The sequence below is a fragment of the Telluria sp. LT2P80 genome, from assembly GCF_059685955.1.
Genome location: NZ_JCASIO010000001.1, coordinates 216,525 through 233,919, shown reverse-complemented (window position 1 = coordinate 233,919; position 17,395 = coordinate 216,525). Strand labels below are relative to the sequence as shown.

Below are 17,395 nucleotides of genomic sequence, written 5' to 3'. Positions count from 1 at the left end.
AAAAGTAGCTTACCCAACAAACCAAATTAGTAGATTCAAACGGAGTAATTCATGGCTGATCCAAAGATGCGTTTTCTGGTTGTTGACGATTTCTCGACGATGCGCCGCATTGTCAGGAATCTGTTGAAAGAACTGGGTTATGCCAACGTCGACGAAGCAGAAGATGGCGTCATGGCGCTGGCAAAACTGCGCAGTGAATCGTTCGACTTCGTCGTGTCGGACTGGAATATGCCGAACATGGACGGCCTGACGATGCTGCAGAATATTCGCGCCGATCCGGCACTGGCCAAGCTGCCGGTGCTGATGGTGACTGCCGAAGCGAAGAAGGAAAACATCATCGCGGCAGCACAGGCAGGCGCCAGCGGCTATGTCGTCAAGCCATTCACGGCAGCGACGCTCGACGAAAAGCTGAACAAGATTTTCGAGAAACTGGACAAAGCCGGAGCCTGAAATGGTTGAGCAGAACACCGCGCCTGTTGCCGGCGCGTCCACGCACGATGAGGTGCTGAGCCGGGTCGGTCACATGACCCGTGCGCTGCACGAGAATCTGCGCGGTCTGGGCCTCGACAAGTTGATCGAGAAGGCCGCAAGCGACATCCCCGATGCGCGCGACCGGCTCGACTACGTGGCGCAGTTGTCCGAACAGGCGGCCAAGAAGGTGCTGGACTCAACCGACGCGGCCGGCCCGCTGCAGGATGCCATCGAAGCACGTTCGACCGACCTCAAGGCAGGTTGGCAGGCGCTGCTCGACGCGCCTGCAGGTGAGGCAACGGATGCGCAATGGCGCGCGCTGGCGCAGCGCACGATCGCTGGCCTGGACGAGTCGCGGGCCGGGGCGGTTGCCACCCGCAGTGAACTGATGAGCATCATGATGGCCCAGGATTTCCAGGATCTCACGGGCCAGGTCATCGGTCGCATCACGGGCATTGCCCAGAACCTCGAAAAGCAACTGGTCCAGGTCCTGATCGATTTCGCACCAAGCGAGATCAAGCGCGAGCTGGACAATGGCCTGATGAACGGTCCGCAAATCAAGCCGATGGGTACCGAAGTCGTGGCAAACCAGGGGCAGGTCGACGACCTGCTCGACAGTCTCGGGTTTTGAGCTTGCGCCGAGCAATTTGAAACGGCGCCTCCATGCATCGCACCAACTTCATTGTCCGTGAACCGCTGCTCGATCCCCGGCAGCGTGTTCTCGGTTACGAGCTGTCGTGGCAACAGCACGACGGCCGTATCCCGACCGGCCCCGACCTTGAAGGCCTGGTCGGCTTTGTCGCCGAGCACGTCAACCATGTCGACCAGGGTTGGCTGCTGCGCGACAAGATCCTGTTCCTGGACGCCGTACCCGCCATGCTGTCGACCGATGCACTGCATGCGCTGCCGCCGGAACGCACCGTCCTCGCCTTCGATATCCGCCAGTTGACCGACGTCGACGTGCGTTCGGCCGTGCAGGCCGTGCGCGCCGGTGGCGTGGGTGTGGCCATTCGCGGCTGCGACCTCACGCTGCTGGGGCGCAATCTGGCACCGTACGCTTCATACGTCGAGGTGCGCTTTACCGGCGTCAACGTGGCGGACCAGGCCCGGACCTATGCGAGCGCCAAGCATTCTTCGCTGCGCATGGTCGGGCGGCCGGTGGGCACGTGGGCCGATTTCGATGCCTGCGCCGCGCTCGGGCTCGATGCCTTTGTCGGCAAGCTGCACCTGACCCCGCGACCGGGCAATCCCGTCAAGGGCATGAACCCGAGCCAGCAAATCATCCTGCAACTGATGCAGATGGTGCAGGCCAATGACGACGTGGCCCGGCTCGAAAGCGTGCTCAAACGCGACCCGGCATTGACCTACAAGCTGCTGCGTTACATCAATACCGCCGGCTTCGGCGCGGGCCGCGAAGTGCAGTCGCTGCGCCAGGCCATCTCGCTGCTCGGCTACGCGCCGCTGTACCGCTGGCTGGTGCTGCTGCTGGCCACGGCCAGTGCGAGTGGCTATTCGCCGGTGCTGATGGAAACGGCTGTCGTGCGCGGCCGCCTGGCTGAATTGCTGGGGCAAAAAGCCCTGGGCCGGGGCGCCGGTGAACACCTGTTCGTGGCCGGCATGTTCTCGCTACTCGACCGTCTGCTGGGCCTGTCCATGCAGGAAGTGCTCGATGCGATCCAGTTGCCCGATGAAGTGGTCAAGGCATTGACGAAGCGCGAAGGCAGTTACGGGCCCTACCTGGCGCTGGCCGAAGCATGCGAGCTCAATTCGAACCTGGTGGCGTCACTGGCGGCGACGCTGGGGCTGAGTCCGTCCGACGTCAATGAGGCGCATCTGTCGGCGCTGGCGTGGGCGCAGAGCGTGGGGCTGGACGGCTAGTCTGTCGCCCCCTGTGCATACGTGGCGGCGTCCGTTTGGCGGCTCTGCTAGCATGCCGGATGAAAAATATTCTCCTGGTCGACGATCTGGGCATTGATGTCATGCTAACGCGACTTGCCCTGCAAGAATTCGCGTTCGACCACGAACTGGTCGTGGCAGGCGATGGCGCCCAGGCGTACGAGATGCTTCGCGAGCAGCGCTTCGATCTGCTGCTCCTCGACATCAAGATGCCGCAGGTCGACGGGTTCGAGCTGCTGGCGCGTCTGCGCGCCGAGGCGCTGGCCGGGATGCCCGTCATCATCGTGTCGGGGTCCGGTCTGGCAGCCGACCGTGAGCGCGCCCAGGCGCTGGGTGTCGACGCCTATGTGCAGAAAGCCGTCGATTACACCGGGTTCAAGCGGGAGTTGAAGGCAGCGCTGGTGCGCCAGGGCTGCCCGGCGGGCTGAGGCCCGCGGGGCGGCCCAAACGATCAGATTTCCAGATTGTCGATCAGGCGCGTGTTGCCCAGCTTGGCTGCGGCAAGCACGACCAGCGGTGCGCCATTCGTCAGGTCGGCCGCATCCGGTGCCTGCAGGTCGCCGCGCTTGCGCACCGAGATGTAGTCGGGTTTCCAGCCACGCTCGGCCAGCGCCGCCATCGCGCGCGCTTCGACTTGCGCGATATCACGCTCTCCACCACGCACGCTGTCGGCCACTGCATTCAAGTTCTGGTACAGGGTCGGCGCTTCGGCCCGCTCGGTCTCCGACAGATAACCGTTGCGCGACGACAGCGCCAGACCATCTTCGGCGCGGTAGGTCTCGGCGCCGATGATCTGGGTTGGCATGGCGAACTGGCGCGCCATATTGCGCACGATCATCAGCTGCTGATAATCCTTCTTGCCGAACACGGCCACACGCGGCTGCACGCACGAGAACAGCTTGGTGACCACCGTGCAGACACCTTCGAAGAAGCCGGGGCGGAATTCGCCTTCCAGCGTGCTGCCCAGGCCGTCAGGCGGGCGCACCCGGTACTCTTGCGGCTCCGGGTACAGATCCTTCTCGGTCGGCGCGAACAGCACGTAGACGCCTTCTTTTTCCAGCTTCGCCACGTCTTCGTGGAACGTGCGCGGGTATTTGTCGAAGTCTTCGTTGGGGCCGAATTGCAGGCGGTTGACGAAGATCGACGCGACGACCGGATCGCCATGGCGGCGCGCCAGACGCATCAGCGACAGGTGGCCTTCGTGCAGATTGCCCATCGTTGGCACGAATGCCGTGCGCAGTTGGCCGCTGAGCTGGTCGCGCAGTTCGTCGATGGAAGAGATGATTTTCATGATGGATCGGGTCAGGAGAGGCCGGCGTTATGCCGGCGAATAGGCCAGTCGCACGTAGATCGGTGCAAACGGTTCGGCCTGGGTAATTTCAATCAGGGTTTCTTTGGCAAGTTCGAGCATCGCGACGAAGTGCACCACGACAATCGGCACCGTGTGCTGGCCCGCGAACAGGTCGCCGAACTCGACGAAGCGCTGTGACTGCAGCGTGCGCAGGATGGCCGACATGTGCTCGCGCACCGACAGTTCCTGGCGGCCGATCCGGTGATGCTGGGTCAGCTTGGCGCGGCGCAGTACATCGAGCCAGGCGCGCTGCAAATCCCACGGATCGACATCGGGCAGCGGCTGAACCAGGCCCTGTTCGACGAACAGCTCGGGCCGGACAAAGTCGCGGCCTTCCTGCGGTACGTTGCCCAGTGCGACGGCGGCGGTCTTGATCTGCTCATAGTCCAGCAGACGACGCACAAGTTCGGCGCGCGGGTCGCCCGCATCCTCGATCAATTCGTCCTGGCGCTTGGGCAGCAGCATGCGCGACTTGATCTCGATCAGCATTGCCGCCATCAACAGGTATTCCGCGGCCAGCTCGAGATTGCTTTTGCGGATCTGCTCGACATAGACGAGGTATTGCAGGGTGACCTGCGCCATCGGGATATCGAGGATATTGAAGTTTTGCCGCCGGATCAGGTACAGCAGCAGATCGAGCGGTCCTTCAAATGCGTCGAGAAAGATCTCAAGCGCATCGGGCGGGATGTACAGGTCATTCGGCAAGCGCGTGAGCGGTTCGCCGTACAGGCGTGCCAGGGTGGCGTCGACCGGCGCAGGATGCGGTGTTTCCATGGCGGGCTGGACAGCCTGAGTGTGTACCTCGTCGTGTCCGTCAGCCGCCCCGTCGGGCATCATGCGCGCGACCGTCCTCAGACCTTGTTCTGGTACGGATAAGCTTGCTGGCGCAGGCGCGACTCTTCAGTGCGTGCCTGTTCGTCGAGCGAGACAGGGGACTTGTCCCACAGCAGCGCGCGACCGGCCACTTGGCCGGCATCCATCTCTGGATGCTGTTTCTTCAGTTCCGAGATGAACTTGGTGTGCTCGGATTCGTAGTTCACGTGTTTTTTCGAGAAGATCATGATTGGCTTCGTGGATGCAATGGAACAGCGGCTTGACGAGACCTGGAGCGGGACAGAATCTTGCGCCCCGCCCCAGGTGTCGTCAAGTATGACGATGTCAGGCTTACTTGTGCAGCGCGTTCAGCTGGCGCGCGATGATGTCGTGATTCAGCCACAGCACCGGGGCGATCTTTTCCGACGCGCCATGGAACATCAGCGGGCCGGCGCCTTCCAGGACCAGGCTCGACAGGTGATCGGTGATCAGCGCTTTCTTGTCCTTGTGCAGGGCCGTGATCGCTTCCGAAGTGCCGATCATCACATCGGCCAGGGCCGGCGTGTTGTCCATCGGCCAGGCTTCGAAATTGCGGAACTCGGCGCTGGTGGCGTCGTTGTTGTAGCCCTCGATCGTGTCGAGCAATTGCTGCAGTGACGTGTCGTCGCCCAGCAATTCTTCGCAGATACGCCACTGCTCATCGGCCCAGGCGCCGCCGCCTTCGCGCTTGAGCGCGACCAGCAACGGGAACAGCGACAGTTCCACGCCGACAAAGATGTCCGACGAATTCGTGCGGATTTCCGGGCAGTTGAACACCGTGGCAGTGATGCCGTTCTTCCACGCCGCTTCAGCCACCGACTCCAGGCGCATCTTGGCGTAGCCCTGCGTGTAGTTGGTGTAGGTCTGCCAGTGGTACTCGCCGCCGATCAGGATCTCGGTGCCGTGGTAGCCATACGCCGTGTAGCGCACTTCGCCACCAGCCTGGGTCACGCGGTCGCGGATCGTGGCCGACGCATCGATCAGGTACTTGAGCGTGTTGGCCGAGACTTCGTCGAAGTTCATCAGGATCAACTTGCCCAGATCGCTCTCGAGCAGGGCACGCGACGACATGAAACGCTCGCCGCGGCCTTTGTAGATGCGATTGGCAATGGCCAGGAAGGCCTTGATCTTCGGGATGCCGCCCGCCATGGTATGGGCGAAGAACACGTTCGCACCCTGTGGCACCAGCTTGTCGACTTCCTGCATGACTTGCGCGGCCGAGGTCGTGAAGCGGCGCACGCCGGCTTCGCGGCAACGCTCGATGTGCGCCCAGTCCAGCGTTTCTTCTTGCCAGGTTTTCAGCGTGATACCCGACAGCATTTCGGTCGGGTTCTTTTCGCCCTCCGGTGCATCCATGTCGAAGCCGGCCATCAGCGGCACATTGATGATGCGGCCGCCCAGTTTTTCTTCGGCTTCGGCCAGTTCAGCCGCGTCCAGCGGGCGCAGGGCGCCGGTCTCGTCGCGGCGGCCCACGGTGATGCCGACGATCGTCATGCCGGCGGCGCGCGCCTCGTCGATCAGGCCATTCACGTAGCCGCGGCCGAACAGTTCACCGAACAGGACGAACACGTCGCCTTTGCGGAACACGTTGGCGGTCGGAATATGGCGCAGGGGAGTCAAATCGGTCATGGTTCTTGGCTACCTATCAAAAGAGTTTGTAGGGCGTCTTGTCATAGTTTAAACATGGCATTGTACACCCGGTACTGGCCCCGGAATTCGCACCCCGGGGCCGGCCAGTGGCTGGCTGGCGGCCACGTCATCGTGGCACGCCAGACCAGCCGCTGTCGTGAAGCATCAGCGGATGCGCATGCCTGGCGTCGCGCCCGGCATCGGGTCGAGCAGGTACAGACCCGGATTGGTTTTCTCGTCAGCGCTTGATGCGCACAGCACCATGCCTTCGGACACGCCGAACTTCATCTTGCGCGGTGCCAGGTTGGCCACCAGCACTGTCAGCTTGCCGATCAGGTCTTCCGGCTGGTATGCCGACTTGATGCCCGAGAACACATTGCGGTGACGGCCTTCGCCGACGTCCAGCGTCAGGCGCAGCAATTTGGTCGACCCTTCGACGTGTTCGCAGTTGACGATTTTCGCGACGCGCAGGTCGATCTTGGTGAAGTCGTCGATCGTGATGGTCGGAGCCAGGGCTTCGATGTCGCCTTCGTCCGACGCGTCGGTCACTGGCGTAGACGCCGGGGCGATCGCCTCAGCGGCTGCCGGCGCGGCGATCGCCGGAGCAACTGCCGCCGGGACCGGCTTGTCGAACAGGTTCTCGACCATCTTGGCGTCGACACGCTGCATCAGGTGCGTGTAGGTGCCGATGGTGCGGCCGAGCATCGATTCGTAGACGGCGGCGCCATGGGTGTCGGCCCAGCTCAGTTCAGCGTCGCCCAGGAATTCGGCGACGCGCGCGGCTACTTGCGGCAGCACCGGTTGCAGCATGATGGTCAGTTGACGAAACAGGATCAGCGCGGTCGTGCAGACGTCGTGCAGTTCGGCCGTTTTGGTGTCGTCCTTGGCCAGGATCCATGGCTTGTGCTCGTCGACGTACTGGTTGATGACGTCGGCAATCTCCATGATTTCGCGCAGTGCACGGCCGTATTCGCGCGCCTCGAAGCTGGCGGCCACCGATGCCTGACGCTCGGCACCATCGTGCATCAGTGCCTTGCAGATCCAGTCGCGGCCCAGCGGCGAGACGCTGTCGGCCAGTTTGCCGTCGAAGCGCTTGGCGATGAAGCCGGCGCAGCGGCTGGCGATATTCACGTACTTGCCGATCAGGTCGCTGTTGACGCGGGCCACGAAGTCGTCGCCGTTGAAGTCCAGGTCTTCCACCCTGGCGTTGAGCTTGAAGGCCAGGTAGTAGCGCAGCCACTCCGGGTTCATGCCCAGTTCCAGATAGCGCAGCGGCGAGATACCGGTGCCGCGCGACTTCGACATTTTTTCATTGTTCACCGTCAGGTGGCCGTGGACGGCGACCTTCAGGTTGTCGATGATCGGGTGGCCCGAGAAATTCAGCATCGCCGGCCAGAACAGCAGGTGGAACGAGACAATATCTTTGCCGATGAAGTGCAATTGCTCGGCAGCCGGGTCGTTCAGGAACGCCTCGACATCCAGACCCTGCTTGTCGAAGTAGTTTTTCAGGCTGGCCAGGTAGCCGACCGGCGCGTCCAGCCACACATAGAAGAACTTGCCCGGTGCATCCGGAATCGGGATGCCGAAGTAGGGCGCGTCGCGCGAGATGTCCCAGTCGGCCAGCTTTTCGCCGGCTTCGCCCAGCCACTCCGACACCTTGTTGACCATTTCCGGCTGCAGGCGGCCCGGGGTGTTCAGCCATTCTTTGAGAAACGCGAAGCAGCGCGGGTCGGACAGCTTGAAGAAGTACTGCTCCGATGGCTTGAGCACGGGCGTGGAGCCGGTGAAGACCGAGAACGGGTTGATCAGTTCGGTGGGCTGGTAGGCAGCGCCGCACACTTCGCAGTTATCGCCGTACTGGTCCTTGGCATGGCACACCGGGCACTCGCCCTTGATGTTGCGGTCGGCCAGGAACATGCCCTTGACCGGATCGTAGAAGCGATCGACGGTCTTGGTGACGATCAGGCCGGCATCGCGCAGCTTGCGGTAGATGCCTTGCGAGAGTTCGACGTTTTCGGGCGAATCGGTGGAATACCAGTTATCGAAGGCGATATGGAAGCCATCGAGATATTGCGCGCGGCCGGCGGCGATCTTGGCCACGAATTCCTGCGGCGTGATGTTTTCTTTTTCGGCCGCGATCATGATCGGCGTGCCGTGCGTATCGTCGGCACAGACGAAATGCACTTCGCGTTTCTGGCCGCCCTGCGCATTGCCTTCGCGCTGCATTCGCTGGAAGCGGACCCAGATGTCGGCCTGGATGTATTCCATCATGTGGCCGATATGGAAGGCAGCATTGGCGTAGGGCAGTGCGGTGGTGACGAACAGCTTGCGGGTCATGGTTGAAACGCTTCGGTTATATGAAAAGAAGCATTTTAACAGCGGATGGCCCTGTGCGCGCAGGGGGTATTCCCCGTGGTTTACGACCAACAGGCTGGCTGCCCTGCCGTTTTGCGCTACACTTCGCCCCAATATCAATCGGAGAACACCTGGAGAGCACCATGAGCATCACTGAAAGCGATATCAAGACGGCATTGGCGAGCGTAATCGACCCCAATACCACCAAGGATTTCATCACCACCAAGTCGATCAAGAACATCAATATCGACAATGGCCAGGTCACATTCGAACTGGAACTGGGCTACCCGGCCGCCAGCCAGGTCGAGATGCTGCGCCAGATGGCAGCCAGCGCCGTGCTGGCCCTGCCAGGCGTCGAAGGCGTGGCCATCCGCGCCTACAGCAAGATCGTCTCGCACACGGTCCAGCGCGGCATGAAGGTCATGCCGAACGTGAAGAACATCATCGCTGTTGCCTCGGGCAAGGGCGGCGTCGGCAAATCGACGACGGCCGTGAACCTGGCCCTGGCGCTGCACGCCGAAGGCGCCAGCGTCGGCATCTTGGATGCCGACATCTATGGTCCGTCGCAGCCGATGATGCTGGGCGTGAGCGGTCGCCCGCTGACCAACGACGGCAAGAGCATGGAGCCGCTGGAAAACCACGGTATCCAGGTGTCGTCGGTCGGCTTCATGATCGATCCGGATGAGCCGATGGTGTGGCGCGGCCCGATGGCCAGCGGCGCGCTGCAGCAGCTGCTCGAGCAGACCAACTGGCGCGACCTCGATTACCTGATCGTCGACATGCCGCCAGGCACCGGCGACATCCAGCTGACGCTGTCGCAGAAAGTGCCGGTCACGGGCGCCGTGATCGTCACCACGCCGCAGGACATCGCCTTGCTCGACGCGCGCAAGGGCCTCAAGATGTTCGAGAAAGTCGGGATCCCGATCCTGGGCGTGGTCGAGAACATGAGCACCCACACCTGCACCAACTGCGGTCATACCGAAGCGATCTTCGGTCACGGCGGTGGCGAGAAGATGTGCGCCGATTTCGGTATCGAGTTCCTCGGCGCGCTGCCGCTGACGATGTCGATCCGCGAGCAGGCCGATGCCGGTCGTCCGACCGTCGTCGCCGATCCGGATGGCGCCGTCGCTGCGGTCTACAAGCAGATCGCCCGCAAGGTCGCGATCAAGATCGCCGACAAGGCCAAGGACATGAGCAGCAAGTTCCCGAGCATCGTCGTCAGGAACGACTGATCTCAAGCCTGGCCGGGCCTGGTGCCCGGAGCCGTTTCATAAAGCCCCTGCGCAACGCTGTTGTACAGGGGCTTTGTTCATTTTGCAGGGCCGTGTCGTGCAGGGAGGCGGCCGGTGGCGCTGCGCGCGCCCGGCATGGCCGCTTGACCCGTCGCGCCGTGGTGCGCCGTTGAAGAGACTGGGCAAGGGGCCGTGGGGATGCATGCTGGCCGGCCGGGCGTCGGGGTAGAATACGCCTTTTACCTGATTGCTTTCCGCCATGACCGTCCGCACCCGTTTTGCTCCCAGCCCGACCGGCTATCTCCACGTTGGCGGCGCGCGCACCGCGCTGTATTCGTGGGCCTACGCCCGCCACTTCGGCGGCACTTTCATCCTGCGCATCGAAGACACCGACCTCGAACGCTCGACGCCCGAAGCCGTGCAGGCCATCCTCGACGGCATGAAGTGGCTGGGCCTGGAGCACGACGAAGGCCCGTTCTACCAGATGCAGCGCATGGACCGCTACCGCGAAGTGGTCGCCGGCATGCTCGACGCCGGCACCGCCTACCTGTGCTACTCGTCGCCTGACGAAGTGGAAGCGATGCGCGAGCGCATGCGCGCAGCCGGCGAGAAGCCGCGCTACGACGGCACCTGGCGCCCTGAAGCCGGCAAGGTCCTGCCGGCCGTGCCGGAAGGCGTCAAGCCGGTGGTGCGTTTCAAGAATCCACTCGATGGCGACGTGACCTGGACGGACGTGGTCAAGGGCACGATCACGATCGGCAACAAGGAACTCGACGACCTGGTCATCGCGCGCCCGGACGGCACGCCGACCTATAACTTCTGCGTCGCGGTCGACGACTGGGACATGAAGATCACGCATGTGCTGCGCGGTGACGATCACGTCAACAACACGCCACGCCAGATCAACATCCTGCGCGCGCTCGGCGCCGAGTTGCCGCTGTATGGCCACCTGCCGATGATTCTCGGCACCGATGGCGCAAAGCTGTCCAAGCGCCATGGCGCCGTGAGCGTCATGGATTATCCGGAGCAGGGCTATCTGCCTGAAGCGATGCTCAATTACCTGGCGCGCCTGGGCTGGAGCCACGGCGACGACGAAGTATTTTCGATGGCGCAGTTCACCGGGTGGTTCAATCTGGAACACCTGACCGCATCGGCGGCCCAGTTCAATCCGGAAAAGCTGAACTGGCTGAACAACCACTATATCAAGGCAGCCGACAATGAGCGCCTGGCTGCACTGGCGCTGCCAAAGCTCGAGCGCGACGGTGCGCGCTTCGATGGCGCGCCGGCGCTGCCAACCGTGCTGGGCCTGATGAAGGAACGCGCGAACACGATCAACGAGCTGGCCGATGCTGCCATGCTGTTCTACCGCGATCCGCAGCCGGACGCCGAGCAACTGGCGCTGCACCTGACGGAAGCCGTGCGCGCGGCGCTGGCGCTGTTCGCTGAGCGCTGCGCCACGGTGGCGTGGGACAAGGCGTCGCTGGCAGCGATGATCAAGGAAGTATTGGCTGCCCACAGCCTCAAGATGCCGCAACTGGCCATGCCACTGCGCCTGCTGCTGACAGGCCAGTTGCAGACGCCGGCGATCGATGTGGTGCTCGAGTTGTTTGGCCGCGACGTCGTGCTGGCGCGCGTGCAGAAGGGGTTGTAACAGCCCGCATTGGACACCCCGCTTCGACGTCTCAAAACGTTGTTTGCGAAATGCAAGGGTGTCCTATATAATGCTCGCACTTCAGCGCTGCGGGGGTATAGCTCAGCTGGGAGAGCGCTTGCATGGCATGCAAGAGGTCAGCGGTTCGATCCCGCTTACCTCCACCAACTCTGAAGTGTGGCAGTGGTTTTGCCTCGGTTGTAATGTGAAGCTGTGTAGCCAGCAGCAAAGTAGTAATGCAGTATCGGTTGTTCATGGTCCCCATCGTCTAGAGGCCTAGGACATCACCCTTTCACGGTGAGTACCGGGGTTCGAATCCCCGTGGGGACGCCAGCTTGCTGGTTAGAATAACAAGACACAGTATGCAAGCAGCATGCGCTACTGGTCGAAGCAGGTGCAGTGTAGTAAAATGTTGTTTTCCCGTGGGGGGTATAGCTCAGCTGGGAGAGCGCTTGCATGGCATGCAAGAGGTCAGCGGTTCGATCCCGCTTACCTCCACCACGTAAAAGAAAACGACATTGAGTAGTACCGCAGTACGAGTAAAGCAAGCACAGTAAAAGTTTCAGCAAGTCCAGGGTCCCCATCGTCTAGAGGCCTAGGACATCACCCTTTCACGGTGAGTACCGGGGTTCGAATCCCCGTGGGGACGCCAAGAATTTGGCAGATGTGCCGCGCCAGCGGCGGCGCATGGAAGTCAGCAGCATCATGTAGTTGTAGTGCGCTCGTTAGAGCAAAACAGTTTTAGGTCCCCATCGTCTAGAGGCCTAGGACATCACCCTTTCACGGTGAGTACCGGGGTTCGAATCCCCGTGGGGACGCCAGTTTAAAACCGGGGTAGACCAACGCGCTTGCGCGGAGAGGTGCTCCGGTTTTTCTATTGTGCCACTACATTTGTGTGCGCAATGATTTGGTTGTAAAGTAGGATCGCAGGATCGTTATTGTGATGGCTTGCGAAGGTTGCGACAGTCTTGTGATGTTTTGCGTTGCAGTCAGCAGCATCGGGCAACACGCAGTCGGTAATATGCAGCACCAGTTTTAGGTCCCCATCGTCTAGAGGCCTAGGACATCACCCTTTCACGGTGAGTACCGGGGTTCGAATCCCCGTGGGGACGCCAGACAGAAAGCCGGAGCCGGCCACGACAGTGGGGCTCCGGTTTTTTTTCGTCTGCGACAGGCTTGCGCGGCGCTTCGTACTTCACCAACCTGACACCCGCAGCGTGCCGAACGGATATGGCAGCGTCGGCCCTTGATTTGGCATGCCCTGATGCTGCATGCCCTGCTGTTGCATGCCCTGATGCTGCATGCTGACCCCCACCGCGCTGAGCCATCCACCGTCATGGGTGGCCATGCCATGCATGCCAACCGGCGCACCAAACCCTGCTGCCGTGCTCTGCCAGGGCATCGTTTGCTGCGCCGTAGGCAAGCCCAGCGCCACCAGCGCATCGGGCAAACCATAGCCGATGTGGTTGGGATCATTCAGCGTGACAGGGCGCGCGCTCATCCGTAGAACGTGGAATAGCCGTTCAACCCGTTCCGGCGAGCGGGCCTGCAGCATCGACCCGAATTCGGGCCTGTGTGCCAGCACGAGTGCAGCCAGGCCCGACACATGTGGCGCCGCCATCGATGTCCCGTCCCATGCGGCGAAATTATTTGGCGGCACCGACGACACGACAGCCACACCGGGCGCGCACACATCGACCTGTGGTCCGAAGCAGCTGAAGCGCGCCGTGAAGTAGCCATACACGTCGATGTCGGCGCCGATGGTTTCCGCATGGTAGCTGTCGGACGGGAACTCACCGATCTTGCCGATGGCCGCGACGGCCAGCACATGTGACGATGACGCCGGATATTGCACGGCAGCGGCCGAGTTGCCGGCGGCGGCAATGCAGGCCACCCCGGCCTGCTTGGCGCGCACGATCTGGCGCTCGAGTGCTTCGGAGGGCGCCGAGCCGCCCAGGCTCATGTTGACGATGTCGATGCCTTGCTCGATGCAGTATTCGAGGGCGTCGATCAGCTGACTCACCTGGCCACCGGGGAACAGCTTGCAGACGTGAATTTCGGCCTCGGGGGCGAAGCCGCGGATACCCCAGGCGGGATCGGTGGCGGCAATCACGCCGGTGCAGTGCGAGCCATGGCCGAGCGTGTCGACATTCCAGGTGCTGCGGTCGGTGCGCTTGTTGATGACGTCGAAGCCTTCGTGGATCTCGTTCAGATTGCCATGCGTGGTAGCGGCGCCGGAATCGATGACGGCCACCTTGATGCCACGCCCGCGATAATGCTGGGGCACCTGGTCGAGGCGCATGGCCCGCGCCCCCCAGCCCATCGCATTTTGCTGCGGCAGGCCGCGCAGCGCCGGCCATTCGGCCAGGGGGCGCAGCATGACGACGTTGGCCTCTTGCAGGCTCAGGTCGGGATCGCGCTGGTAGAAGCTCCAGTAATCGGCGCGTGGTTTTACATACAGGCCGCTGATCGTGTGGGGATCGTCGCCATACAGGCGCAGGTGCGCCACGCCGTCGGCGCCGGTGACTGCAGTGCTGGGCAGCACGCCACCGAACAGCGAGACCTCGACCTCGGGCAGCGGCGCACCGTCAGTGCCCACGACCGCCAGCAAGAGTTCGCACTGCGGGCCCTGGTAGGGCGTGAGCGAGCTGACCAGGTCGGGGCGGCGCAGCATGGGGTCGAGCAGTGCGAGGTGCTGGTCGCGTTCGACGAGCAACTGGCCCTGGCCGCGCTGCAGCAGTTCGCCGGCTTTTTGATCGGTCATGCGCGCGACGACAACGCCCTCGGCACCGTCGCCCATCGACGATGGCCCGAAACCGGCTGTGGTCAGCCCGGCGCGCGGCGTGATGGTGTCGACCACGTCGATATCAGGCATGGCGGTGAGCGCTTGCTGCACCGATGACAGGCCCAGCGGCGTCATCCAGCTGCTGGTGCCAAATGCGCCGAGCACGGCACGCGGCGCCACCAGATATTTTTTCTTGCGCTCGGTGACCGGGCGCCCGCGCGCAGGGGTGGGGCTGCTGCCGGTATCGGCGCGGGCGTCTCCTGCGCCGTCATGCAACTCGGTGGGCGTCTGCTGCGAATCGGCAGCACCGCCTTTTGCTTGTTTGGCCATAGTGTGTCCTTTGCCCGGCGCCGCTCAGTCGGACAGTGAGAGGGGTTCGTCGGGTTCGATCGTTAACTGGTCAAGAGTCTGCTGCCGCAGCCGCTCGGCGGTGGGCGCGTCGGTTTCGACGACTGCCGTGTGTGGCGGGCCGGACGATGGACCGATCAGGTCGACAACCTGCACGCCGGGTTCGGCGCTCAGGATCGCCAGGAACCGGACGAGTTCGTTGTCGTCGCTCGCAGCGCGCACGATGTAGCGGCCGGGACAAGCAGGGGGCAGGGAAGCCGGCATGGCGGGGACTCCTCGGCGCCAGATCACTGCAGGCAGTTGCCTGCAATAATCTGGCTATATGTCATGGTGTGGTGTGGTTCATGGTTTAGTGCACGGTTTGCTGGCCGAACTGGCCAGACTGGCCGTACTGCGCTTGCTGACCGGTGAACTGGCCACCGAGTTGTCCCCCGGGCTGGTTGCCGAACTGCTGCCCATACGGATCAACGGATGCGGGTATATAACGGCCAAGCTGCGCCGCCACGCCGCCGATCGCGGCGCCCAGACCCTGGTTGCCCAGTTGCTCGCCGATGAAGCCGCCGACCGGCCGTGCATACTGGGTGATCGCATTGCTGAGCCAACCCTGCGGCGCCAGTTGACCGCCTTGCTGCACGATTTGCTGTTGCAGCATGACAGCCTGTTGCTGGACCTGCTGCAGCAGTTGTTGCAATTGCTGCTGCTGGGCCTGCAACTGCTGTAGCTGGACCATCGGGTGTTGCTGCTGGACCTGCTGCTGCGCTTGCGGGTCGGCGCCGAGCGGCAATAGCCGGGCATAGCCGGAATAGTCGCTGATCATGTTGCCGAGGTGGCGGTTGCCGGTCAGGTTGCCGACCAGGGCGCCGGCAGGCTTGCCGATCGTGCTGATCAGATTGCCGAAGAAACCGCCTTGCGGGGTCAACTGCCCTTGCAGCTGCTGCATCTGCTGTTGCTGCTGAAGTTGTTGCAGTTGTTGCAGTTGCTGCAGCTGTTGCATCTGCTGGAGTTGCTGCAGCTGTTGCGGATCGATCTGCTGCTGCACACCCATGGCAGCGGCGGGATCGACCGAGAATGGCGACAGGTGACCGAGGAAGTTGCCGGCCATTTCGCCGATGCGCCCACCCGCGCCACTATTGCCAAACCAGCCCCCGATGCCACGGCCAACGGCGCCGCCTAGTGCGCCGCCGAACATGCTGCCCAGGCCTTGTGGTGCAAACTGTGGTTGACCAAATGGTTGTTGAAATTCGTTCATGGTGCTAAGCCTCCGGTTGATCGGTCGCGCTGAGGCTGGCTTGAAACAGCAAGGGCCTGCCACAAACGACCGTGTTCATATGATTCGCGCCGCGGCGTGACCGGTGGCGCGAGGGAAGGGCAGGATGGCGGCCTTTCGAGGCTGCTTTTCCTGCAGGTAGGCGTTCGACCGGTGCCTGGCAATGAAGTTTTGGTCTTATGGCGATGTGGGCAACGTTAAAATCGCGCTTTGCGGTAGCGCAGACGCGCGTCAGAAAGCTCCAACTTTCTTCGCGATGCGCACTGGGGCCTGAGAAAAATCACCACGTAAATCCGGGTTAGAATGACGACCCTCGTCTCCGCGCGTCAAAGCACCGCCCGCATCCATGTCCCTGTCTTCCTCCGCGCCGTCACTGGCGATTTTCTGCAAGGTCATCGATAACTATGGGGACATCGGCATCTGCTGGCGCCTGGCGCGCCAGCTGTGCCACGAGCATGCGCTGGCGGTCACGCTGTGGGTCGACGACCTGGTCAGTTTCCGGCGCATCTGCCCCGAGGTGGATCCGGCAGCGGCGCAGCAAGCGATACAAGGCGTCACAGTGCGTCACTGGCAGGATCCGGGTGGCCAGTTCGACGCCCGTGACATCCCCGACGTCGTCATCGAGTTCTTCGGTTGTGAGCTGCCGCCCGATTATCAACGGGCCATGGCCGCCCGCACGCCGCGCCCCGTATGGCTGAACTACGAGGGCTTGACGGCCGAGGACTGGGTCGAGGGCTGCCACTGCCTGCCATCGATGCATCCCCGCCTGCGGCTGACCAAGCATTTCTATTTCCCGGGCTTTAATGCGCGCACTGGCGGGCTGCTGTACGAAGCGGGACTGGACGCGCGCCGGCGTGCGTTCCAGGAGGATCGCGCCGGCGTCATGGATTTCCTGGCGCGGTTCGGCGTGACCGCGGCCGAGGCAGCAGGGCGCAAGGTGTCGCTGTTCTGCTACCTTGACGCGCCGGTAACCGCACTGTTCGACACCTGGCGGGGCGGCGCCACCCCCACGCTGTGCCTGGTGCCGGAAGGCGTCGCGTCCGCGCAGGTCAGCGCCTTCCTGGGTACCGCGCCAGTGGCCGGCGCGAGCGCAAGCCAGGGCTCGCTGACCGTACGCGTACTGCCATTCCTGCCCCAGGCCGATTACGACCTGTTACTCTGGGCCTGCGACGTCAATTTCGTGCGTGGCGAAGATTCGTGGGTACGGGCGCAATGGGCCGGTCGTCCTTTCGTCTGGCACATTTATCCGCAGGACGAGAATCTGCACCACAAGAAGCTGCGCGCGTTCCTGGCGCTGTACGCGCGAGGGGCGCCGGCACTGACGGCGTACATGCTTGGCTGGAACGGTGCGCAGCCGATGGATGATCACCGGGCCGCCTGGAATGCCCTCGACGCCACGTTGCCCGACATCGCAGCGCAGGCCGATGCGTGGCGCCAGACCGTGCTCGCGCGGGGCGATCTGGTCACGCAACTGCTCGATTTCGTGCGCGATCTGCGGTTTGCCCAGGAAAACAGCGTATAATGCCCGGTTAGTTTCTAACGGATTCCGACGATCAAA

The 17,395-nt window shown here is 62.7% G+C and carries 15 protein-coding genes and 6 tRNA genes; 13 read left to right on the top strand and 8 right to left on the bottom strand.

Annotated features, from left to right (window positions below; genetic code table 11):
- The first annotated feature begins 51 nt into the window (after positions 1–51).
- The 4 genes from cheY to AC56LW_RS01005 are packed head-to-tail and all read left to right on the top strand — an operon-like array spanning position 52 to position 2,795.
- On the top strand, positions 52–450 hold the full coding sequence (cheY, locus tag AC56LW_RS01020) for a chemotaxis response regulator CheY (RefSeq protein WP_005666673.1): 399 nt from the start codon (positions 52–54) through the stop codon (positions 448–450).
- A 1-nt stretch (position 451) separates the two neighbouring features.
- On the top strand, positions 452–1,102 hold the full coding sequence (locus AC56LW_RS01015; RefSeq protein ID WP_332531151.1) for a protein phosphatase CheZ: 651 nt from the start codon (positions 452–454) through the stop codon (positions 1,100–1,102).
- Between the two features lie 32 nt (positions 1,103–1,134).
- The gene (locus tag AC56LW_RS01010; RefSeq protein WP_332531152.1) at positions 1,135–2,349 is read left to right on the top strand and encodes an EAL and HDOD domain-containing protein; all 1,215 of its coding nucleotides are present in this window, start codon (positions 1,135–1,137) and stop codon (positions 2,347–2,349) included.
- 59 nt (positions 2,350–2,408) lie between these two features.
- Positions 2,409–2,795, top strand: a complete 387-nt coding sequence (locus AC56LW_RS01005; protein ID WP_499630765.1) for a response regulator — start codon at positions 2,409–2,411, stop codon at positions 2,793–2,795.
- A gap of 23 nt (positions 2,796–2,818) precedes the next feature.
- Here the strand turns inward: AC56LW_RS01005 and panC are convergent, their stop codons facing one another.
- From panC to metG, 5 genes are all read right to left on the bottom strand, one after another.
- The gene (gene panC, locus AC56LW_RS01000; RefSeq protein ID WP_332531154.1) at positions 2,819–3,658 is read right to left on the bottom strand and encodes a pantoate--beta-alanine ligase; all 840 of its coding nucleotides are present in this window, start codon (positions 3,656–3,658) and stop codon (positions 2,819–2,821) included.
- Positions 3,659–3,685: 27 nt separating this feature from the next.
- Complete coding sequence (locus tag AC56LW_RS00995) at positions 3,686–4,555, bottom strand: segregation and condensation protein A (RefSeq protein ID WP_499502977.1); 870 nt, start codon at positions 4,553–4,555, stop codon at positions 3,686–3,688.
- 14 nt (positions 4,556–4,569) lie between these two features.
- A complete protein-coding gene (locus AC56LW_RS00990) occupies positions 4,570–4,779 on the bottom strand; it encodes a DUF3460 family protein (RefSeq protein WP_332531156.1) in 210 nt (69 codons plus the stop codon).
- Between the two features lie 103 nt (positions 4,780–4,882).
- On the bottom strand, positions 4,883–6,199 hold the full coding sequence (locus tag AC56LW_RS00985) for an enoyl ACP reductase FabMG family protein (protein WP_332531157.1): 1,317 nt from the start codon (positions 6,197–6,199) through the stop codon (positions 4,883–4,885).
- A 165-nt stretch (positions 6,200–6,364) separates the two neighbouring features.
- Complete coding sequence (metG, locus tag AC56LW_RS00980; RefSeq protein ID WP_499630760.1) at positions 6,365–8,536, bottom strand: methionine--tRNA ligase; 2,172 nt, start codon at positions 8,534–8,536, stop codon at positions 6,365–6,367.
- A gap of 161 nt (positions 8,537–8,697) precedes the next feature.
- On the opposite strand from metG, the gene apbC reads away from it, so the two are divergent.
- The 8 genes from apbC (at position 8,698) to AC56LW_RS00940 (ending at position 12,552) form a co-directional block, all read left to right on the top strand.
- A complete protein-coding gene (gene apbC, locus AC56LW_RS00975; RefSeq protein ID WP_183558121.1) occupies positions 8,698–9,786 on the top strand; it encodes an iron-sulfur cluster carrier protein ApbC in 1,089 nt (362 codons plus the stop codon).
- A 259-nt stretch (positions 9,787–10,045) separates the two neighbouring features.
- Positions 10,046–11,437 carry a glutamate--tRNA ligase gene (gltX, locus tag AC56LW_RS00970; protein ID WP_499630757.1) on the top strand — a complete coding sequence of 464 codons (1,392 nt, stop codon included), beginning with the start codon at positions 10,046–10,048 and terminating at the stop codon, positions 11,435–11,437.
- Positions 11,438–11,528: 91 nt separating this feature from the next.
- Positions 11,529–11,604 (top strand) — tRNA-Ala (locus AC56LW_RS00965).
- 90 nt (positions 11,605–11,694) lie between these two features.
- Positions 11,695–11,770 (top strand) — tRNA-Glu (locus tag AC56LW_RS00960).
- Between the two features lie 92 nt (positions 11,771–11,862).
- A tRNA-Ala gene (locus tag AC56LW_RS00955) sits at positions 11,863–11,938 on the top strand.
- Positions 11,939–12,013: 75 nt separating this feature from the next.
- Positions 12,014–12,089: transfer RNA gene (locus AC56LW_RS00950), tRNA-Glu, on the top strand.
- Between the two features lie 93 nt (positions 12,090–12,182).
- Positions 12,183–12,258 (top strand) — tRNA-Glu (locus AC56LW_RS00945).
- Between the two features lie 218 nt (positions 12,259–12,476).
- Positions 12,477–12,552, top strand: a tRNA-Glu gene (locus AC56LW_RS00940).
- An 80-nt stretch (positions 12,553–12,632) separates the two neighbouring features.
- On the opposite strand, the gene AC56LW_RS00935 is transcribed toward AC56LW_RS00940, so the two are convergent.
- From AC56LW_RS00935 to AC56LW_RS00925, 3 genes are all read right to left on the bottom strand, one after another.
- Complete coding sequence (locus tag AC56LW_RS00935; protein WP_499630754.1) at positions 12,633–14,552, bottom strand: S8 family serine peptidase; 1,920 nt, start codon at positions 14,550–14,552, stop codon at positions 12,633–12,635.
- A 24-nt stretch (positions 14,553–14,576) separates the two neighbouring features.
- A complete protein-coding gene (locus tag AC56LW_RS00930) occupies positions 14,577–14,834 on the bottom strand; it encodes a hypothetical protein (protein WP_499630751.1) in 258 nt (85 codons plus the stop codon).
- Positions 14,835–14,919: 85 nt separating this feature from the next.
- The gene (locus AC56LW_RS00925; protein ID WP_499630749.1) at positions 14,920–15,819 is read right to left on the bottom strand and encodes a hypothetical protein; all 900 of its coding nucleotides are present in this window, start codon (positions 15,817–15,819) and stop codon (positions 14,920–14,922) included.
- A 364-nt stretch (positions 15,820–16,183) separates the two neighbouring features.
- On the opposite strand from AC56LW_RS00925, the gene earP reads away from it, so the two are divergent.
- Entirely contained in the window at positions 16,184–17,359 is a 1,176-nt protein-coding gene (gene earP / locus AC56LW_RS00920) for an elongation factor P maturation arginine rhamnosyltransferase EarP (RefSeq protein ID WP_499630746.1), read from the top strand.
- The last annotated feature ends 36 nt before the right edge of the window (positions 17,360–17,395 follow it).